This is a genomic window from Sivoneniella epilithica UHCC 1019, from assembly GCF_040830845.1.
In the GTDB taxonomy this organism is placed as follows: Bacteria; Cyanobacteriota; Cyanobacteriia; order Leptolyngbyales; family Leptolyngbyaceae; genus ULC077BIN1.
On the sequence record NZ_JBFPDP010000075.1, the window covers coordinates 1 to 17,526 of the forward strand.

16 protein-coding genes and 1 pseudogene are annotated in these 17,526 nt (G+C 46.9%); 10 read left to right on the forward strand and 7 right to left on the reverse strand.

Translation table 11 applies throughout. The features are described 5' to 3' along the window. Nucleotides 1-253: 253 nt before the first annotated feature. The 5 genes from AB3R30_RS25120 to AB3R30_RS25140 form a co-directional block, all read right to left on the reverse strand. Nucleotides 254-436, reverse strand: a complete 183-nt coding sequence (locus tag AB3R30_RS25120) for a CsbD family protein (protein ID WP_458651947.1) — start codon at nt 434-436, stop codon at nt 254-256. A gap of 256 nt (nt 437-692) precedes the next feature. Continuing rightward, a complete protein-coding gene (locus tag AB3R30_RS25125) occupies nt 693-1,352 on the reverse strand; it encodes a hypothetical protein (protein ID WP_458651948.1) in 660 nt (219 codons plus the stop codon). 330 nt (nt 1,353-1,682) lie between these two features. Continuing rightward, complete coding sequence (locus AB3R30_RS25130; RefSeq protein ID WP_458651949.1) at nt 1,683-3,950, reverse strand: FdhF/YdeP family oxidoreductase; 2,268 nt, start codon at nt 3,948-3,950, stop codon at nt 1,683-1,685. Between the two features lie 308 nt (nt 3,951-4,258). Next, nucleotides 4,259-4,561 carry a DMT family protein gene (locus tag AB3R30_RS25135; RefSeq protein ID WP_458651950.1) on the reverse strand — a complete coding sequence of 101 codons (303 nt, stop codon included), beginning with the start codon at nt 4,559-4,561 and terminating at the stop codon, nt 4,259-4,261. A gap of 17 nt (nt 4,562-4,578) precedes the next feature. Next, a complete protein-coding gene (locus AB3R30_RS25140; protein ID WP_458651962.1) occupies nt 4,579-4,650 on the reverse strand; it encodes a DMT family protein in 72 nt (23 codons plus the stop codon). 136 nt (nt 4,651-4,786) lie between these two features. On the opposite strand from AB3R30_RS25140, the gene AB3R30_RS25145 reads away from it, so the two are divergent. The 7 genes and pseudogenes from AB3R30_RS25145 to AB3R30_RS25175 all read left to right on the forward strand — a co-directional run bounded on the left by AB3R30_RS25145 (nt 4,787) and on the right by AB3R30_RS25175 (nt 13,366). Beyond that, nucleotides 4,787-5,227 (forward strand): heavy metal-responsive transcriptional regulator, encoded by a 441-nt coding sequence (locus tag AB3R30_RS25145; RefSeq protein ID WP_458651951.1) that lies wholly within the window; start codon nt 4,787-4,789, stop codon nt 5,225-5,227. Between the two features lie 300 nt (nt 5,228-5,527). Further along, nucleotides 5,528-5,948 (forward strand): annotated as a pseudogene (locus AB3R30_RS25150) (IS4 family transposase); the annotation flags it as partial. Between the two features lie 291 nt (nt 5,949-6,239). Further along, nucleotides 6,240-7,433 carry an ATP-grasp domain-containing protein gene (locus tag AB3R30_RS25155; RefSeq protein WP_458651952.1) on the forward strand — a complete coding sequence of 398 codons (1,194 nt, stop codon included), beginning with the start codon at nt 6,240-6,242 and terminating at the stop codon, nt 7,431-7,433. Nucleotides 7,434-7,643: 210 nt separating this feature from the next. Then, nucleotides 7,644-8,555 carry a succinate--CoA ligase subunit alpha gene (locus AB3R30_RS25160; protein ID WP_458651953.1) on the forward strand — a complete coding sequence of 304 codons (912 nt, stop codon included), beginning with the start codon at nt 7,644-7,646 and terminating at the stop codon, nt 8,553-8,555. 150 nt (nt 8,556-8,705) lie between these two features. Beyond that, complete coding sequence (gene hisH / locus AB3R30_RS25165; RefSeq protein ID WP_458651954.1) at nt 8,706-9,368, forward strand: imidazole glycerol phosphate synthase subunit HisH; 663 nt, start codon at nt 8,706-8,708, stop codon at nt 9,366-9,368. A gap of 8 nt (nt 9,369-9,376) precedes the next feature. Beyond that, nucleotides 9,377-9,922, forward strand: coding sequence for a 16S rRNA (guanine(966)-N(2))-methyltransferase RsmD (gene rsmD, locus AB3R30_RS25170; protein WP_458651955.1), 546 nt, complete (start codon nt 9,377-9,379; stop codon nt 9,920-9,922). 288 nt (nt 9,923-10,210) lie between these two features. Continuing rightward, complete coding sequence (locus AB3R30_RS25175) at nt 10,211-13,366, forward strand: AAA family ATPase (RefSeq protein ID WP_458651956.1); 3,156 nt, start codon at nt 10,211-10,213, stop codon at nt 13,364-13,366. A gap of 94 nt (nt 13,367-13,460) precedes the next feature. Here the strand turns inward: AB3R30_RS25175 and AB3R30_RS25180 are convergent, their stop codons facing one another. After that, complete coding sequence (locus AB3R30_RS25180) at nt 13,461-13,943, reverse strand: cupin domain-containing protein (protein ID WP_458651957.1); 483 nt, start codon at nt 13,941-13,943, stop codon at nt 13,461-13,463. A gap of 131 nt (nt 13,944-14,074) precedes the next feature. Then, entirely contained in the window at nt 14,075-14,221 is a 147-nt protein-coding gene (locus AB3R30_RS25185) for a hypothetical protein (RefSeq protein ID WP_458651958.1), read from the reverse strand. A 265-nt stretch (nt 14,222-14,486) separates the two neighbouring features. On the opposite strand from AB3R30_RS25185, the gene AB3R30_RS25190 reads away from it, so the two are divergent. From AB3R30_RS25190 to AB3R30_RS25200, 3 genes are all read left to right on the forward strand, one after another. Then, nucleotides 14,487-15,002 (forward strand): pyroglutamyl-peptidase I family protein, encoded by a 516-nt coding sequence (locus AB3R30_RS25190; RefSeq protein ID WP_458651959.1) that lies wholly within the window; start codon nt 14,487-14,489, stop codon nt 15,000-15,002. A 50-nt stretch (nt 15,003-15,052) separates the two neighbouring features. After that, nucleotides 15,053-16,444, forward strand: a complete 1,392-nt coding sequence (locus AB3R30_RS25195) for a DUF3370 domain-containing protein (RefSeq protein WP_458651960.1) — start codon at nt 15,053-15,055, stop codon at nt 16,442-16,444. 218 nt (nt 16,445-16,662) lie between these two features. Then, the gene (locus AB3R30_RS25200; protein WP_458651961.1) at nt 16,663-17,265 is read left to right on the forward strand and encodes a fasciclin domain-containing protein; all 603 of its coding nucleotides are present in this window, start codon (nt 16,663-16,665) and stop codon (nt 17,263-17,265) included. Nucleotides 17,266-17,526: the final 261 nt, after the last annotated feature.

The window sequence follows — 17,526 nt, forward strand, 5'->3', positions numbered from 1 at the left end:
AAGGGACGGGCATTGGTATTATCTAATGTTTTTCTTTCCTCTACATATAGCCCTAATCTAAATGCTTAGGGCTATATCTGGAAAGTGTGAAGCTGGAAAGTGTGAAGTAATTTCTTAACGATCCCTTAGTAAACAGATCTAAACTGCACTCCGCTCTTAACTAATTCTGTTGCTTTCAAAATAATCAAGCGTCCACATCTTGATAAAATGCGAACGCTTGGTTAAAACAAAAAACTAAGAAAGATGATTAAAACTAATGAAGGGCATCTTTCACAGTATCTTTTGCATTCTCAACCCCTTCACGAGCTTCACCTTCAGCCTTCTTTGCCTTTCCTTTTGCTTCGGCTTCTTTATCACCAGTCAGGTTTCCTGCCCCTTCTTGAACAGTGCCTTCAACTTTCTTGGCGGCTGCTTTTGCTTTATCTTCTAAAGACATTGTTTTTCTCCAAAATTGTGATTTTAAGGATGACAATCAACTGAATCAACAACTCAATTGACTACTCATATACTGTAGCGAAACGTACATAACTCCTCCTCTGTCGATAGAGATAGTTTGCAATAACGTGCAGAGTGAAAAGCGCCCAAAGTTATGACACGAAAAAAAAATCGTTCGTTCCTAGCTTATACAGAGAAACGAACGATATCAATAACCCAAAAAGTAATCCAAAACGTGAATGACGCGATCTCAACCGTTAAATCGTCGTACTGGTCGTTGCAACACGAGGGCGACGGGCACCCGCAGAAGCGCCTAACAAAGAAGCAACTAACCCTAACAGAGAACCCAACACAAAGGACCAGCCGACTTTCGCCGCATTGCCAGCAATATCGCGGGTTTGTTGAGCCGTTACATTAGGTACGTTGCCAGGAGCCGCATTTGGCACATCAACACCACCCTGTTGAACTTGGTTAATAATCTCACCAGCATTCGATGCAGCAACACCAAAGGCACCTGAAACACCGCTAGAAAGCAGCCAAGCGCTGATTGCCAAGGTAGTTGCCCATAGAATGGCTCCATTGAGCAATGCTGTACTCTTATTCATTGCACCACAGGATCGAGTCGTGACCCATCCCCCAATAAACAACGAAATAAATAAACTAATGATTGACCAAATTCCTACAGCAGAGCCAACTTCACCTGCATTAGAGCGCGGCGCGCCTGAACCAGCGATACCTGTAAGTCCGATCGCTGCCCCTAATGCACTGAGAACAAGTTGAGTGCTAAGGGCAATTACTAGCCCAGCAAAAATGGGACCCCAACGAACGCGATCGTGATACTCGGCAGTAGCAACCGCAACAGGGCGTTCAGCCACATAGTCCATGGGTCTATCTATGGGACGATCAGTATATGACATAGCCTATTAAACTCCAAAAAAACAATACAAACATGTTTACGGCAGATCTACTAAATAAGCGTTGAAAGACAGCTAGCAAAGGCTTTTTAGATGCTTTAGAAATGCTCTTTGTATTGTTTATACAAGAGAACTTGTAGAACTTTCTCTATCCGAAGTAGTGATATTTTTGCTGAACACTCATCCGAGATGGGTAGTTAACAGTCCCTATCTCTATAAAATCATGTTAGGAGCAAGGACTGCGATCGCGCACTAGGGCTTCTGTGGTTGCCCATGCCACCAAGAGCGTAATAACTGCACCGCTTCAATACACGGCATTTCACTACACTGCATTTATGCATGAACTAAAACGGGCACTCGTTTGTAGGCTGGAGTCCCCGATCGCGTTTCGATTTCTGGATGAAAAATGACATTGACTTCAGGGTAGAACATCAACGCCGATCCGGGACGAACCGATCCATAAATCACTTCCACCTGCTCTAATTTGCCCACATTCCCTTGAACCGTAACCCGCTGATGGGCGTGTAATCCAGCCTGTTCTGCATCAGATTGGTTCATCAAAATACAGTTGCGATGGGGCATTCCTCGATACTTGTCATCAATTTTGTAAACTACAGTGTTGTGTTGAGAATAGCTGCGTCCTGTCATCAAAGCAACCACAATTCCTTGAGTCGATTCAGGCACGCCAAACTCTTTCACAGTGGGCAAAGATAAAGTTGGTAAAGGCGTTATGAACATGGTTGCCTTGCCGGACGGTGTGGGAAAATGTGGCTCTGAAATAATCCGCCCACCAATGGTAAATTCTTCATTTGTTTCATCGATCGCCGCCATCTTTTCAAATCCAGGAATGGTTTGGGCGATCAGTTGCCGCACATACTTTGTATCTTGCAATCTGCGCCAATCAACAGGATCATTCCCATGAATCCGATGGGCTAGTTCTGTGAGAAACATCACTTCAGGAATGAGATCCGCATCTTTGAGATGGGTTTCACCTGGATCATTGAAGCGAACAAAATTATTGCCCGATTCAACCGTTGTTTTGTAGGGATTCTCAAATCGATTAAGGACTGGAATCACGATCGTGTTGACCTTGGCTAAGCCGTGAAAATGCCCTAAATTCGGCTTTGTCGCCACATAGATGATGGTGTCGATGTTGCCTAATGCTCGTTTGGCTTGAGCCGAATCTGGGTTGGCTCCATATAAGTTGCCGCCCAGACAAATGAGAGTATCTACTTTGCCTGCATCCGCCGCCTCAATTAGCGATCGCGTGTTGTATCCCTTCACCGAACTGAGCGATCGTCCCAGCAGCGCTTCTAAGGTTTTCTGAATCTCTTTTTTGAGATCCACTGTTACCCCCATCGATCCAAATCCCTGCACATTGGAATGTCCGCGCACAGGCATCACACCTGCCCCTTCTTTGCCCACATTCCCCGACAGTAAAGCCGTATTTGCAATGCTGTAAACGTTGTCTACACTGTTTTTTTGCTGAGTGATGCCCATTGCCCAGGCAAAAACAACGCCTTTAGATGTGCCGATGATGGTTGCCGCCGCCTCAATCTCTGGTTGAGAGACACCACAGGTTGCTGTAATTGTCTCCCAGGAAGTTGATATCGCTTGCTCAACAACGGCTTCCCACCCTTCTGTATAAGCGCACAGGTAGTTCTCTTGAGCCAGTCCTTGTTCAATTAAAGACTTTTGAATGCCGACAAAGAGCGCAGTATCGCTACCGGGAATCGGTTGTAGATATAATGAGGCAATCTCAGAACCCGGAATCAAGGATTTGACGGGAAACGCTGGAGAGCCAAATTTGACTAAGCCAATTTCCATGATTGGGTTAATTATGATCACTTTTCCCCCGCGATCGCGCAGCTTAATCAACTCATTCATTAAACGTGGTTGATTATAGGACGGGTTTGAACCCGCCAACACCACACAATCTGCCTTTTTCAGATTCTCTAAGCTCACTATTGAAGTGCGGGTGCCAAACATCTTGTTCAACCCTGTCGTTGAGGGCGCATGGCACAGGTCAGAACAATCTGCCAAGTTATTAGAGCCTAAAGTTCGCATCATCAACTGCAACAAGAACGCCGCCTCGTTTGAGGAACGCCCTGAACTATAAGAGGCAACACGCTCAGGCTGTTTGCGAAAGGCTGCCTCAGCAATTTGATAAATTTCTTCCCATGAAACTCGTTCATAGTAAGAGGTTTTTTCTCGCAAGATCATCGGATAGCCTAACCGTCCCAACTGATCCGCTTCCATGGAAGTCAATTGTTGAAGCTGATCGATGCTTCGCTGCTCAAATACCTGCATGGGAACAGCGGGCTTGAGTTCTGCTGAAATCGATTCCACACTTTTCATGCATCGCTGGAGCTTTTCGCCTTCTTCATTGGTGAAGCCACCTTTTTGTCCACCTGTTCCCCAAGAACAGGATAGACACGCACTGTTATGCAGCAATGTTTTCCAAAGTTTAGGACCTTCCAGCGAAAGCGTATGTTCTGCCCAGTATTCAATCACTGGCAAACCCCCTCCGATCGCCGGAGTCGCCTCATTTTTTTCGTTAGACGGTGAAATCGGCTGAACGTTCTGCTGCGTAGAATCCATTCGATAACCTCAATAAAAAGCGGAGTATGGCAACGGATGAAGAGGTTAGGACATAAAGATCCTTAGAAAAATAAAGAATAACCGATAGTGGTTGTCTTGACCTTTTCTCGTCCTGCTGTACCAGTTTAGATAATGCGAATCTTACAGAAATGTGAATTCTACAGAGATTCCGTTGAATAGGTTAAATATGAAGTTTTTCTTTGAAAATGCAATCTTCCGCCAGGACATTTCTAAGTTTTTGCAATAGAATCACTGCAATAGAAGCACTAACTTGGTTTAACATCCATTTTAACCCTGCGCTTTTTGCTCTAACTAGTGCGCTTTTCGCTAAAAATTAGGTAAGCTGCTCCTGCTAGCAACATCGCAGCGAAGAAATAATTGCGAGTGACAGGAACTTTCATATAAGCCACACTAAAACCTGCAAAGACAAGCATGGTAATGATTTCTTGCAGCACCTTGAGTTGAGGCAAACTAAAATATTGGAACCCTAGCCGATTGGCAGGAACCTGAAAACAATACTCAAAAAAGGCAATAGACCAACTGAGGGCGATCGCGATCCACAGTGGAGCCGTTTTCAAATCTTTCAAATGACCATACCAGGCAAAGGTCATAAACACATTGGAAATGATTAATAGACTCCATACCAGGCAAAGGTCATAAACACATTGGAAATGATTAATAGACTGATGGATTTGAGCATGTTTAATCTAGTTTCTTCACCACAGCACTTTCACCACAGCACGGATGGCACCCATTGCTCATTTTGAAGTCTTTAGTTGACTAGGGGCTTCAAAATATACAATCAATACAGTTGTAATGAGCGAGGAACCTAGAGAATGATAGCGCTCACCCTTGAAAAAACGTTGCAAATTGGCGAGGTTGCCGCTCTTAGTGATCTACCGATTAAAACAATTCGCTATTATGAAGAGCAGGGTTTGCTCACGCCGACGGTGAGCCGTTCAAAATCTAACTATCGTTTATTTGAAACTTCGGTTTTACAGCGGTTGGCGTTTATTAAGCGATCGCAGTCGTTGGGCTTAAGCTTGCGCGAGATTCGAGATCTTCTGATAGTGCATGATCAAGGGCAACTTCCCTGTGAGGATGTCAAGCAAAATCTTCAGAGAAAAGTTGAGCAAGTCACCGAGCAAATCGAAGCGTTACAAGGGCTGCGATCGGAGTTACAAGGTTTGCTATCACACTGGCAAGATCAGCCGTCTGCCGAGATTGCAGCCCAAACTATTTGTCCAAATTTGCAAGTTGGCATCGCCCTTAAATAGATTGGCAGAAGATTGGCAAAATGATTAACTCTTTTGTTGCCATAGGGTTAGGCATTGCTGAATCGAGATATGAAATTCGTAGGGGCAATCCCTCGTGGTTGCCCTTCATCCCCAGCAGGGTAGGCACAAGACCATAGCTGTCAACTTAAGGAAATCCAAGGAAGTCAAGCAGAGGTTAAAGTCAAAATAGCTCTATTTGGAGTCCCCAGACAACAATGACCAAAGCTCATAAAAAGCGCGGGAAAGAAGAATTTCGACATTTTGTCTTCCCCCCTGCCCCGGCTTGCGAGGCAGGGGAAGAATGTTCTCGACCCCCACCAGCTTTCAGCCCAGCAAGTGTGTGATCTCTACCGCTGTCGTTGGCAGGTCGAAGATGCCTTTTTATTGACCAAACGACTGCTGGGGTTAGCGTATCTCTGGGTCGGGGGACGCAGTGGGCGCAAATTCAACTCTATGCCACTTGGTTTTTTATGCTGTCCTCAATGACTTGTGCGCAGAAGTCGCAGTCGCTTTAAGGCAATTGCTAGAGCGCATCTCAATGGAAATGGTGTTTCGGTCGCTTTATCATTTTGCTCAAGCGAAACAACGAGATGCCGCGACCGAATGGATTCCCTATCTTGTCCGCTTTCAGCAGTCTTTTGGCTTGCTCAAAGCCCACACCCAGCGAGGGCGAAAAAATGACGCACTAGCGCTTGACATCTGGCTTCCTTCTTTTAGTTGACAGCTATGGTCTTGTGCCTACCCTGCCGGAGATCGAGGGCGACCACAAGGGATTGCTCCTACGAATTTCATATCTTGATTCAGCAACGCCCACACCGTGAATTACAGAATTTATGGTGGGATCTACCGGGTTATCGTTTGATATTCTGCTATTCCTACCGTAGGATAAATGAACTCTATAAATAATTTTTCCACAGTTGTACGAAGTTTACCCCGATTCTGCTTGACGTATGCCTGAGTCATGGAACGCCAATAAATAACCTGGAATTGGGGCATTGAAGGCTATAAAAGAATGGATCTACTGGAATATCAAGCAAAAGAATTGTTTCGAGCCATGGGCATTCCAGTGTTGCCCTCTCAGCGAATTGAGCGCCCAAAGGATTTGAAGGGGCTGATCATTCCCTATCCGGTGGTGCTGAAATCCCAAGTTTACAATGGCGAGCGGGGGCGCGTTGGGGGAGTCAGATTTGTTGAAAATACGATTGATGCGATCGCTGCTGCTCAAACAATTTTCAACCTGTCCATCATGGGAGAATATCCCAAAGTGCTTTTGGCAGAAGCAAAATATGATGCCGATCAAGAGTTTTATCTTGCCATTACTCTTAATCGATCGGTGCGTCGCCCGGTGTTGTTAGGGTCGCGAAAGGGTGGCATTGACGTAGAAATGGCGATCGACCAGATGCAGCATGTCGTCGTCGAACAAGAATTTTCTGCTTACTATGCCCGAAGACTGGTGCTAAAAATGGGACTGGAAGGCAAGCTAATTGAAGCAGTCAGTTCTATTGTGGAAAAGATGTATCAGCTTTTCATGCAAAACGATCTGGATTTGATTGAGATCAATCCTCTGGGTGTGAGCACCTCTGGGGAAGTGATGGCGCTGGATGGCAAAGTTACTGTGAATGATGATGCTTGGTTGAGGCACCCTCATTTGGAAGCATTGATTACTAAGCTAGAAGGCAGTAGTCCCCAATCTTCTGATCTTTCTATTGTGCCAATGGAAACCGATGGGCAAATTGCGATCGTTTGTAATGGTGCTGGATTGACTATGGCAACGACTGATTTAGTCTATCAAGCGGGTGGCAAACCCATTAGCTTTTTGAACTTGGGTAGCGAAACCCGTGCCGATTCTTCACCGACGCAACTTAAACACTATCTCAAAGAAGGATTAGAACAGATTGCTCAAAACAAACAAGTGAAAGTGATTTTAATCAATTTGATTAGCAATTTAGTTTCCTGTGATGAAATTGCAGAGATTATTGCATCTTCGCTCAAGCGACCTATTCCTAAGACTAGCTCCTTAAAAGGAATCCGACCCGGTACGCTGATTGCTCAGGCAACGCGATCGCCGGCGATGATTGTGCGATTGGTGGGTGGTGCGTGCGATCTCGCTCAGTCGAAGTTGGCAACCCATCAAATTTCGTTACTCGACAATCTAGATGAAGCCGTCACTCAGGCAGTTGCGATCGCTAAATTAGGTCGTGGCTAAGCTGGGTTAATCAAAACTCTAGCGATCGCTTTTAAACCTAACTCAATTTTTTACTTAACTCAGTTTTTTGTCAAAAGACTGCTCGACTGTAATCAAGATTGCAGCAAGATCTAGAAACCTCCGCAATGCTAGAGATAAATCTTTTCCGTAGCTTCTATTGATCTTAGATTTACTTTGTCACCACGCATCAACGCTATTATTTGAATTCTCATGAACTTCACACCCCACAATAGAGTCCTAATTCAGGGCATTTCAGACCCTCTAGCAACCATACATGCTTCCCATATGAAGACCTATGGAACTCGCCTGGTGGCGGGGGTTAGCCCAGGCTATGGAGGGACAGAAGTTCATGGAATTCCCGTTTTTGATCTCGTTGAAATGGCATTATCGGCAGTGGGTGAGATTGATACAACCATTATCTTTACTCATCCTTATGCAGCGTTGGATGCGGCTCTAGAGGCGATCGCGGCAGGCATTCGGCAAATTGTTCTGATTACAGAAGGCATTCCTCCTTTAGATATGGTCAAACTGCTGCGTAAGGCAGAAATGACCGAAACATTGGTCGTTGGTCCCAATAGCCCCGGAGTGATCGTGCCGGGTCAATTGCTGTTGGGAATTCATCCCACCGAGTTTTATACGCCCGGTTCTGTGGGGTTAATTAGCCGCAGCGGCACTTTAACCTATGAAATTGCCCGTGAACTGACTCTTGCTGGGTTAGGGCAATCGATGGGAGTTTGTATTGGGGGCGATGCAATTATGGGATCATCCTTTCCTCAATGGCTCGAAATTATGGATGAGGATGAGCATACCGACATTATTGTGCTGGTGGGCGAAATTGGGGGCGACAGCGAAGAAGAAGCGGCTCACTATATTGCAGAGGCGATCGATAAACCCGTAATCGCTTATGTCGCTGGACAGACTGCTCCTAAAGGGCGGCGTGTGGGTCATGCAGGAGCGATCATTGCATCCCAAATTTCTATCTTGGGTAGCGAAATTGGTACTGCTGCTAGCAAAATTACCGCGTTTGAACGGGCGAAAATTCCGGTGGCAAATTATCCATCCCAAATTCCCACCTTGGTTAAAAAAACCTTAAGGATACCAACCAAACACTCTAGTGTATAAGCAAGCCAGGAAGGGGAGCCTTTTGACGCAGCATTGCTACTTAGGAAACTCCTGATTCAGCGATCGCAGACACTGACTTGTTTCGCTGCAAGCAAGCGGTTGTCATTCACACTACAATTTTACTGACGAAGGTCATAAAGGACGTTAAAAATGCCGACGATCGCCGTAGTGGACTATGACATGGGCAACTTGCACTCTGCTTGCAAAGGGCTAGAAAAAGCAGGAGCAACCCCCCATATTACTGATTCGCCTGTTGCCATTGACCAAGCCGACGCGATCGTGTTGCCCGGTGTGGGTGCTTTTGATCCGGCAGTCCAACACTTGCGATCTCGGCAGTTGGAAGCGCCGATTAAACGGGCGATCGCCAGCGGCAAGCCATTTTTAGGCATTTGTTTAGGCTTGCAAATTTTGTTTGACTCCAGCACAGAAGGACAGGAACCCGGTTTAGGCATCATTCCCGGCACCGTCCAACGCTTCACCTATGAACCCACTATTACGATTCCGCACATGGGCTGGAACCAGCTAAACTTCACCCAACCGGATCTAGCGCTATGGCAGCAGCTTCCGGTGAATCCCTGGGTCTACTTTGTTCATTCTTACTACGTTGCGCCGATTGATTCCACTTTTCAAGCGGCTACTATCACTCACGGGAGCCAAACCATCACCGCCGCGATCGCCCATGACAACTTGATGGCAGTCCAATTCCACCCCGAAAAGTCTTCCACAGCGGGACTGCAAATTTTGTCAAATTTTGTCAAGCTGGTTGAAAGCGGTCAGCTAGTAGAGACCAAACCGATCGCGGCAGTTAAATAAGTAGTTAAATGACTCTGCGAATTTACGGCAATCGCGCCCTCAAAACCTTGTCTGGCAAAGATACTCGCCCGACTCAATCGATGGTGCGGGAAGCGTTGTTCAACATGTGGCAAGGGGCGATCGCCCAGTGTCGTTGGCTCGACCTCTGTGCAGGAAGCGGTGCCATGGGTGCAGAAGCGCTGTGTCGTGGGGCTGCTTTCGTTGTGGGGATTGAGCAATCGTCTCGCGCTGGGTCTGTGATTGAGCAAAACTGGCAGCAGGTTGCGGCAGAGGGGCAATCGTTTCAACTAATTCGCGGCGATGTGATCAAAAAATTGCCTACCTTAGCCGGACAGCAGTTTAATCTGATTTATTTTGATCCGCCCTATGCCAGCGAGTTATATCAACCCGTGCTAGACGCGATCGCAGATCATAACGTGTTGTCTGCAAACGGCGAACTGGCAGTAGAGCATCATCCCAAGCGATCAAATTTTCCCACCCCAGCAGCCTTAGAAATTTGCCGTCAAAAAACTTACGGAAATACAGCATTAACATTTTATCAACTAAAAAGTTAACTACTGCGATCGCCAAAATTGAGTTTAATCATCCAAAAAACCGGGCATTGCTGAATCTAGGGATGAAATTTGTAGGGGCAATCCCTTGTGGTTGCCCTCCATCACCGTCAGGGTAGGCACAAGACCTACCCCTACAGTCAAAAATCATCCTTGCATTTAGCAACACCAAAAATCGAGTTGGATTGGCGAAAAATCTGTTAGAAAGTACCGTAAAACTCAAGATCGACCGTACTAAAGTTCAGTCGTACTGCTACGCTAAAACTGTGTAGCATCCAAACTGCCCACCGTATGATTCCTCAGCGGCTTGTTCTTAAAAACTTTCTTAGCTATCAAGCAGCTACCTTAGATTTTCAAGGGTTGCACACCGCTTGCATTTGTGGTGCGAATGGAGCCGGAAAATCGTCCTTGCTGGAAGCGATCGCCTGGGTGATTTGGGGAGAAAGCCGCGTCACGTCTGAAGATGATGTCATCCACATGGGCGCTCAAGAAGTGCAAGTTGATTTCATCTTTACAACCAACCAACACACCTATCGCATTCTTCGCACCCGTCAACGCGCCCAAGGAACGACGCTGGAATTTCAGGTGGCGATGGAAGAGGCGAAAGGCGAGAGGCAAGAGGAACAGAGGTTAGAAGATAAAACTGAAATTCGACATTCGACATTCGACATCCGACATTCAACTGCCTCCCTTCGCTTTCGATCGCTGACGGCTAAGGGCGTTCGCGCAACGCAACAGTTGATTGTGGAGCACTTGAAGCTGGATTATGACACCTTCATTAATTCGGCTTATCTGCGGCAAGGTCGAGCCGATGAGTTTATGGTCAAACGACCGACGGAACGAAAGCAAATTTTGGCAGATTTACTCAAGCTGAATCAATATGATGAGTTGACAGAAAAGGCGAAAGATCAATCGCGGCAGCTAAAAGGACAAATTGACCTGCTGGAACGCAATTTGGGGACAATCGCAGAACAATTGCAGCAGCAAACCACGATCGCCACAGAACAAGCAATCGTGGAAGCATCTTTGGCAGAGATGCAGCGCCAGCAAATTGAAGATGAGACAACGCTCCAGGCACTTCAGGTCAGCCAACAGCAGCGCATCACTTGGCAGCAACAGCTAACCTGGCAACAGCAGCAAGAAAAAACGCTAGAGCAAGACTGTCAGCGCTTTCAACAAGAACTTGCTGTGGCTCAACAACAACAGCAGGAAATAGAAGCCTTATTACGACAAGCCGACGCGATCGCCGCTGGCTATCTCCAATTTCAAACCTTGCAGTTGCAAGAAGAACAGTTTTCCTCTAAGTTTAGAACCCATCAATTGGTTCAAACTCAGCAACAGCACTATCAGCAGCAACAGCAGGAAAAAATTGCCGAACTCGATCGCCACCTCCAGCACACCCAGACCCAGCTTGAAGCCCTAGCCCAACAAGAGCAAGACATTCAACAGAGTCTCCGCAAAGCCGCAGAAGTCGAAAAAGCGCTCAAAGAATTGCAGCAAGCCCGAACCGATTTAACCCGGTTGGATCAGCTTCAATTTCAGGCAGCCCCTTTGTTTCAGCGTCGCCAACAAATTCAGCAACAGCTTGATCGCAGCCACACTCGGCTATCGGCACGGCTAGAAGAACTCCGCGCTTCTGCCCATCAACTAAGCCATCAACAAAAGCGCCAACCTGAATTGCAGCAGGCTGTGATGTCTGTCAGCGATCGCATTGCTCAGTTAGAAACCCAGCGCCACTATTTACAGCAAGTGCGCGAGAAAGGCGTGGAGCGTCGTAACTTCATGGAGCGGCTACACGAACAGCAGCGCGAATACGAAACTCAACTGGCAGAAGTGGATCAAAAGATTGATTGGTTGAAGCAAGAGACTATTGATAATAGTACTAATTCTAAAGAGACGAGTCATATTTATCCGCCCTGTCCGCTGTGCGATCGCCCATTGGATGAGCATCACTGGAGCCTAGTATTAGGCAAACACCAAACGACGCGATTGGAAATCTTGCAGGAAATTTGGGTAATTCGAGAACAACTCGCCGCCTCGGAGCGAGAAATTCAAATTTTGCGGCAAGAATATCGCGAAGTAGACAAAGGTTTAACCGACTACACCACCGTATTAGAACGACGCGGGCAACTGCAAGAACAACTGCAATCCACCATTTCGGGGCAAGCAAACCTGAGCCAACTGGAAACCGAAGCCGCCAAGTTAGAACATACCCTAAACATAGGTAACTACGCCGCAGATCTCAGCGAGGAGTTAGCACAAATCGATCATCGTCTGCAACAACTCAACTATGACGACAAAGATCACGCCTTGGCACGCGGACAAGTCGATCGCTGGCGATGGGCAGAAATTAAACAGGCAGAAATTAAACAGGCACGACAGCGCCAAACCAATCTTGCCCAGCGGCAACCTGAACTTCAGACTCAACAGGTCGAACTAGAAAGCCAGATTAAGCAACTAAAAACTGACTCTGAAACTGCTTTAGCACAGTTTAATCAACAGCTTAATGAAATTGGCTATGACTTAGAGCAGCATAACGCGCTACGCATCGCTTTAAGACAAGCACAACCTTATCAACTGCACTACCAAGAACTTTATAAATATCAGCAGCACTACCCACAATTTCAGCGCCGATTTGCAGACTTAAACTCTAGCCTAAACAAGCGTCAAAGTAGCTTAAAAATTGCTCAAGCACAAATTAAAACGCTGCAACAGCAACTCCAAGAAATATGCGATCGCCGTCCTGCCATTCAAGCCACAGAAGACCGCATCAGAATCCGTCGTAGTGAGTTAGATCAGCAGCTTTCGGCATTAGGTCGGCTTCAACAGCAACAGCAACAGCTTGTAATTTTAACCCAACAGCAAACCGCGATCGCCCAACAGCTTCAAACTCTGACGCATCAACAGCGCGTATATCAAGAAGTCGCCCAAGCATTCGGCAAAAACGGCATTCAGGCATTGATGATCGAAAATGCCCTGCCCCAGCTTGAAGCCGAAACCAACCGTATCTTAGGACGACTTAGCGCCAATCAACTTCATATTCAATTTATTACGCAGCGATCGGGCAATAGTTCTAAGGCAAAGCTGAAACAGGCAAAATGGAGCGAAACCCTAGACATTGTGATTGCCGATACTCAAGGAACGCGCCCCTATGAAACCTACTCTGGCGGGGAAGCCTTTCGGGTTAACTTTGCGATTCGGCTAGCATTAGCCCGCTTTTTAGCACAGCGATCAGGCACTGCCCTCCAAATGCTAATTGTCGATGAAGGCTTTGGCACCCAAGATGCTGAAGGCTGCGATCGCCTGATTGCCGCTATCAACGCGATCGCCTCCGATTTCGCCTGCATCCTCACCGTCACCCACGTTCCCCACTTCAAAGAAGCTTTTCAGTCCCGCATCGAAGTCATCAAAACAGACCAAGGCTCTCAATTACAATTTGCACTGTAATGGCTAAGTTGAGCGGCGGGATCGATCTCTGAGGCTGGAGAGATCGTCCCATAGGTGGCTCCAACGCTTTCTTGACCGTTTCTTGTCAGAGGCTCTACGGCTGTTCGCGATCGTAATAGTCAACAGTGTTCTCAGCACGAAACATCTTCCGAAGACCTCGCCCCCCACGATTTCCGGTCACTATGAGAACTTTCTGAGAGTCCGGATACTCGCACGCCTCGACATCAACAAGTGTTGACAGCGCCAGGTAACGCATGGTCGTCGTTCCAGTGTTGATGATCTGGTGAGCGACCTCTGTACCGCCGGGGGGACACGCGATTACGTCATGCTTGCGGATCGGGTAGCGTTTGTCCCCGAACCTCAACTCACCTTCGCCTTCGAGGATCAGGAACATTTCCTCCCCACCATGGTGGTTATGAAATGGACACTGAACTTTCCCAGGCGGCAAGACTGTCAAGTTGTAACCTAGCTTCTTCGCCCCGATGTGGTCACTAATCTGTCCTCTACTAGAAGTGTAGAGATCGTTTTCCTCAATGTCGTCGAACTCGACCTCTTCAAGGTTCATGATGGGCTTCATTGCGTGGTTCTCAAATGATTTAATTCTCTAGCCAACGGTGAGCAGAGCGGAATTAATAGCTACTGAATATCGCGACGTGTGTTTATTCTGTCGTTCAAGTAAACGATTAGTTGCATCCAAAATTTCGTCTGCTACTTCAAAGGCTCCAGTTTCGATATCGATGCCACAATCTTGCCGTGATTGCCTTCCTCGACTTGCTGGCGCACCTGCATCTCATAAATCTCATTGCCACGTTGAGCAAATGCCTCTTTGCTGTAGCAGGGTTGTCGAATTGCCATCGGTTCAACCTTGTTTCAACTCTATTTCCTAATTCTAATTGAAGAAACCAGATCGCCTAATTGCCGCCATCAAAGCGATCGCTTGCGACTTTGCCTGCATCCTCACCGTCACTCAGCAGCATTTACGCAACATTGAATAACAATAGTCTAGTGTCAAGAAAGGTTAAAATTGGAACTCAAAACGATCGCTCTGGTTCTTCATTGCCCAATACACTATATATTGCTCAATACACTATATCCACAGCTAATATCACCTCACCGCCCAATGTCCACTCTACTCACCACCTTCGACACCTGGAAACCGCGTCAATCTTCTAACTCGTCGGATGATTTGATTGCTGAATTAGTGCGGCGTAAGTTATTGCCCCAACACACGCACCTATCCCGAAACATTCCGGTTGATTTTCAGCTTGCTCCCGAAAAAGTGTTGTCTGTGGTTGAGACATTGCAGCCCGATCTCATTGTGTGCTGCGGCATGGCAGAAAAGCGATCTCACCTTACAGTCGAAGCAAACGGCAAACATCAGGGCGACATTCTTTATACCAGCCTTCCGTTAAAGACTCTAGTTGAACAGACCCAATCCACCAAAATCAGCCATAACACCGGGCGCTTTGTCTGCAACTATTTGTACTATTCAGTCCTCAAATATATTCAGGTGCATCAGCTTAAAACACAATGTTTATTTGTGCATGTTCCCCCATTAAACCCAGAAAACTTAGAGATAACAGTGCGGGATTTTTCAACCATTTTGAAACTGCTTCAACCCGTAGTTTCTAGCTAATTTCATAGCTAATTTCATAGCTAATTTAAACTGTCCTATCACCCGTGTTTATGCTGTCGTTGTTATCTGCTGTTGTGTTTGCCCAGGCAACTCCCGCGCCTGTTTCCCCGACTGTTGCCAAAGAAATCAAAGTGCCCCAAGCCGTGCGTGTATTGCCAGGGAAGCTAGATTCTGTTTTGGTATTTAACAGCAATAGCCCGGAGTTGGTGCAAACCGAAGGTATTTTGCTATCGACCTTTCCGCCCGCTGGAAAACGCAACCCTTCCGCCCATTTGAATCTGCCACTGCAAGGGCGCTTTGATGTATTTGCTCATCACATTGCCAAAGCTAAAACAACCGATGATTTGAGAACACTCTATCTCGGTGTGTTGTTGCATAATCCCGGCACTCAACCCGTAACGGTGGATATTTTGCAGGCAGCCAGCTATTTGAGCCAGCCCGATGCCCCTTTTATCGATCTGCCTGCCTATGTGGATAATCCCTTGGGCAAGGTGTTTGCGGGACCGGGTAGTCGCGCCATGTTAGATATTTTGCGTGGAAAGCGATCGCCCGATTTTCCGGCTCAGATTGTGATTTCGCCCGGTGAGAGCCGAATGTTGCTGAATTTGCCAATTCCGGTGAAAGAGCTACAGCCGCCGATCAATGGGCGATCGACCCTAATGCGTCTCTCCAGCAATGCCCCGGTTTATGCGGCTAGTTTGGCGCTGTTTGCTCCTACCGATACCACTGGCACAGAACGCGCTCCCACGATCGCAGAGTGGCAAACAGTCGTAGATTCTGGCACACTGGCGGCACCTCGCGACAAAACACCCACACCACCCGACCAAATAACGGGACAAATTATCTATGGGCGCGTGGCAGGAGTGGCTAAAGGATCGCGCTGGGTGACTCAGGTGGTTGATCCTCCCGGCATTCAACCCAATAATCCGGCAACGTGGTCGCTCACCATTCCCCCAACCGGAGAAGCATTTTCCTATGGGCTGAGTACTTTGCTGAGGGGTACATTGGGCACGGGGCAAAATCAAACTGCACGAATGGTGGCGCGCTATCCGGATACGGCGTATCAAGCGCATGGGAATTATGCGATCGAATATAACCTGACGCTGCCGTTGCAAAATCTCAGCAATCAAACTCAAACCGTCGCTATCATGCTGGAAACGCCCATTAAAGAAGACCAGCCTAAGGATGGCAACTTACGGTTTTTCGAGCCTGTGCCCCGCCAAGTCTTTTTTCGGGGAACGGTGCGAGTCCGCTACACCGACGATCGCCGCCTTCCCCAAACCCGCTATGTGCATCTCGTGCAGCGACGTGGACAACAGGGAGAACCCCTAGCCGTGATGACGATGAAACCGGGCGATCGCCGCCTCGTCCAATTCGATTTTCTCTATCCCCCCGACTCCACCCCACCGCAGATTCTTACGGTTAGAACCCTAAAAGAATAGCAGTTGCAGGATTTTACCCAGTCGCGATCTAAGCGATCGCTGGAACATGGAGCGGAAACCGCACGAATAGACCACAGATTGCAGGTTGAACATTGCCTACTCTATTGAAAATTGCTGTAACTAAACTGCAAATTAATTTATAAAAATTAAAATATCTTAAATTAAATTTAAACATTGGGAACTTTCTTTACACAATCATCGTCTGCATAAGGGTCAAAGTGTTTGAGCACATTCAAACGACTACAAGTCCAAAGGAAAAACTGATGAACGTTTTAAGCTTAAAAACTTTGGTAATTGCCAGTGGTGTTACTTTAGTTGCTACCGTCTTCTCCAGCGTGATCACCACATCACCCACTTTGGCAGGAATGCAAAAAGGTGGAGCCATGCCTACGGCTACGGTTGCCAAAACCAACACAATTGTTGATGTGGCAAGTGGGAATAAATCTTTTTCCACTTTGGTTACAGCAGTTAAGGCAGCAGGGCTAGCAGAAACTCTATCTGGCAAAGGTCCTTTCACTGTATTCGCCCCGACTAATGAAGCTTTCAATGCTTTGCCTAAAGGGACTTTAGAGACCCTTCTTAAGCCTGAAAACAAGGCTACACTACAGAAAATACTGACTTATCATGTAGTATCGGGCACAGTTATGGCAAAAGATGTCAACCCTGGCTCCGTCAAAACTGTGGAAGGTAGCCCCATAATGGTGAAGGTTCAAGGCGGTAAGGTCATGATCAATAATGCAAATGTCATTAAAACCGACATCAAAGCCAGCAATGGTGTGGTTCACGTAATCGACAAGGTGCTTTTGCCACCTAATCTATAACAGCGCTTTTGCCACCTAATCTATAACAGCATCGTTCAATTACTATCAATGGCATTGCTGATTAGTGAGTCGTTGAGGTAAGCCCAGGGGTTTAGACCATTCTAGACCCCTGCCTCATTTCAGGGTGACGTTGGGCAAGTCAGATCCTTCACATAGCAACAGTATTTTCCCAACACAAACTATTTTAACGTCAGTTCGGGTTAAGCCGAAGGCAGCAAATTATAGTCAATGGCGATCGTAGGCTTCTTTGGCTGATGGCAA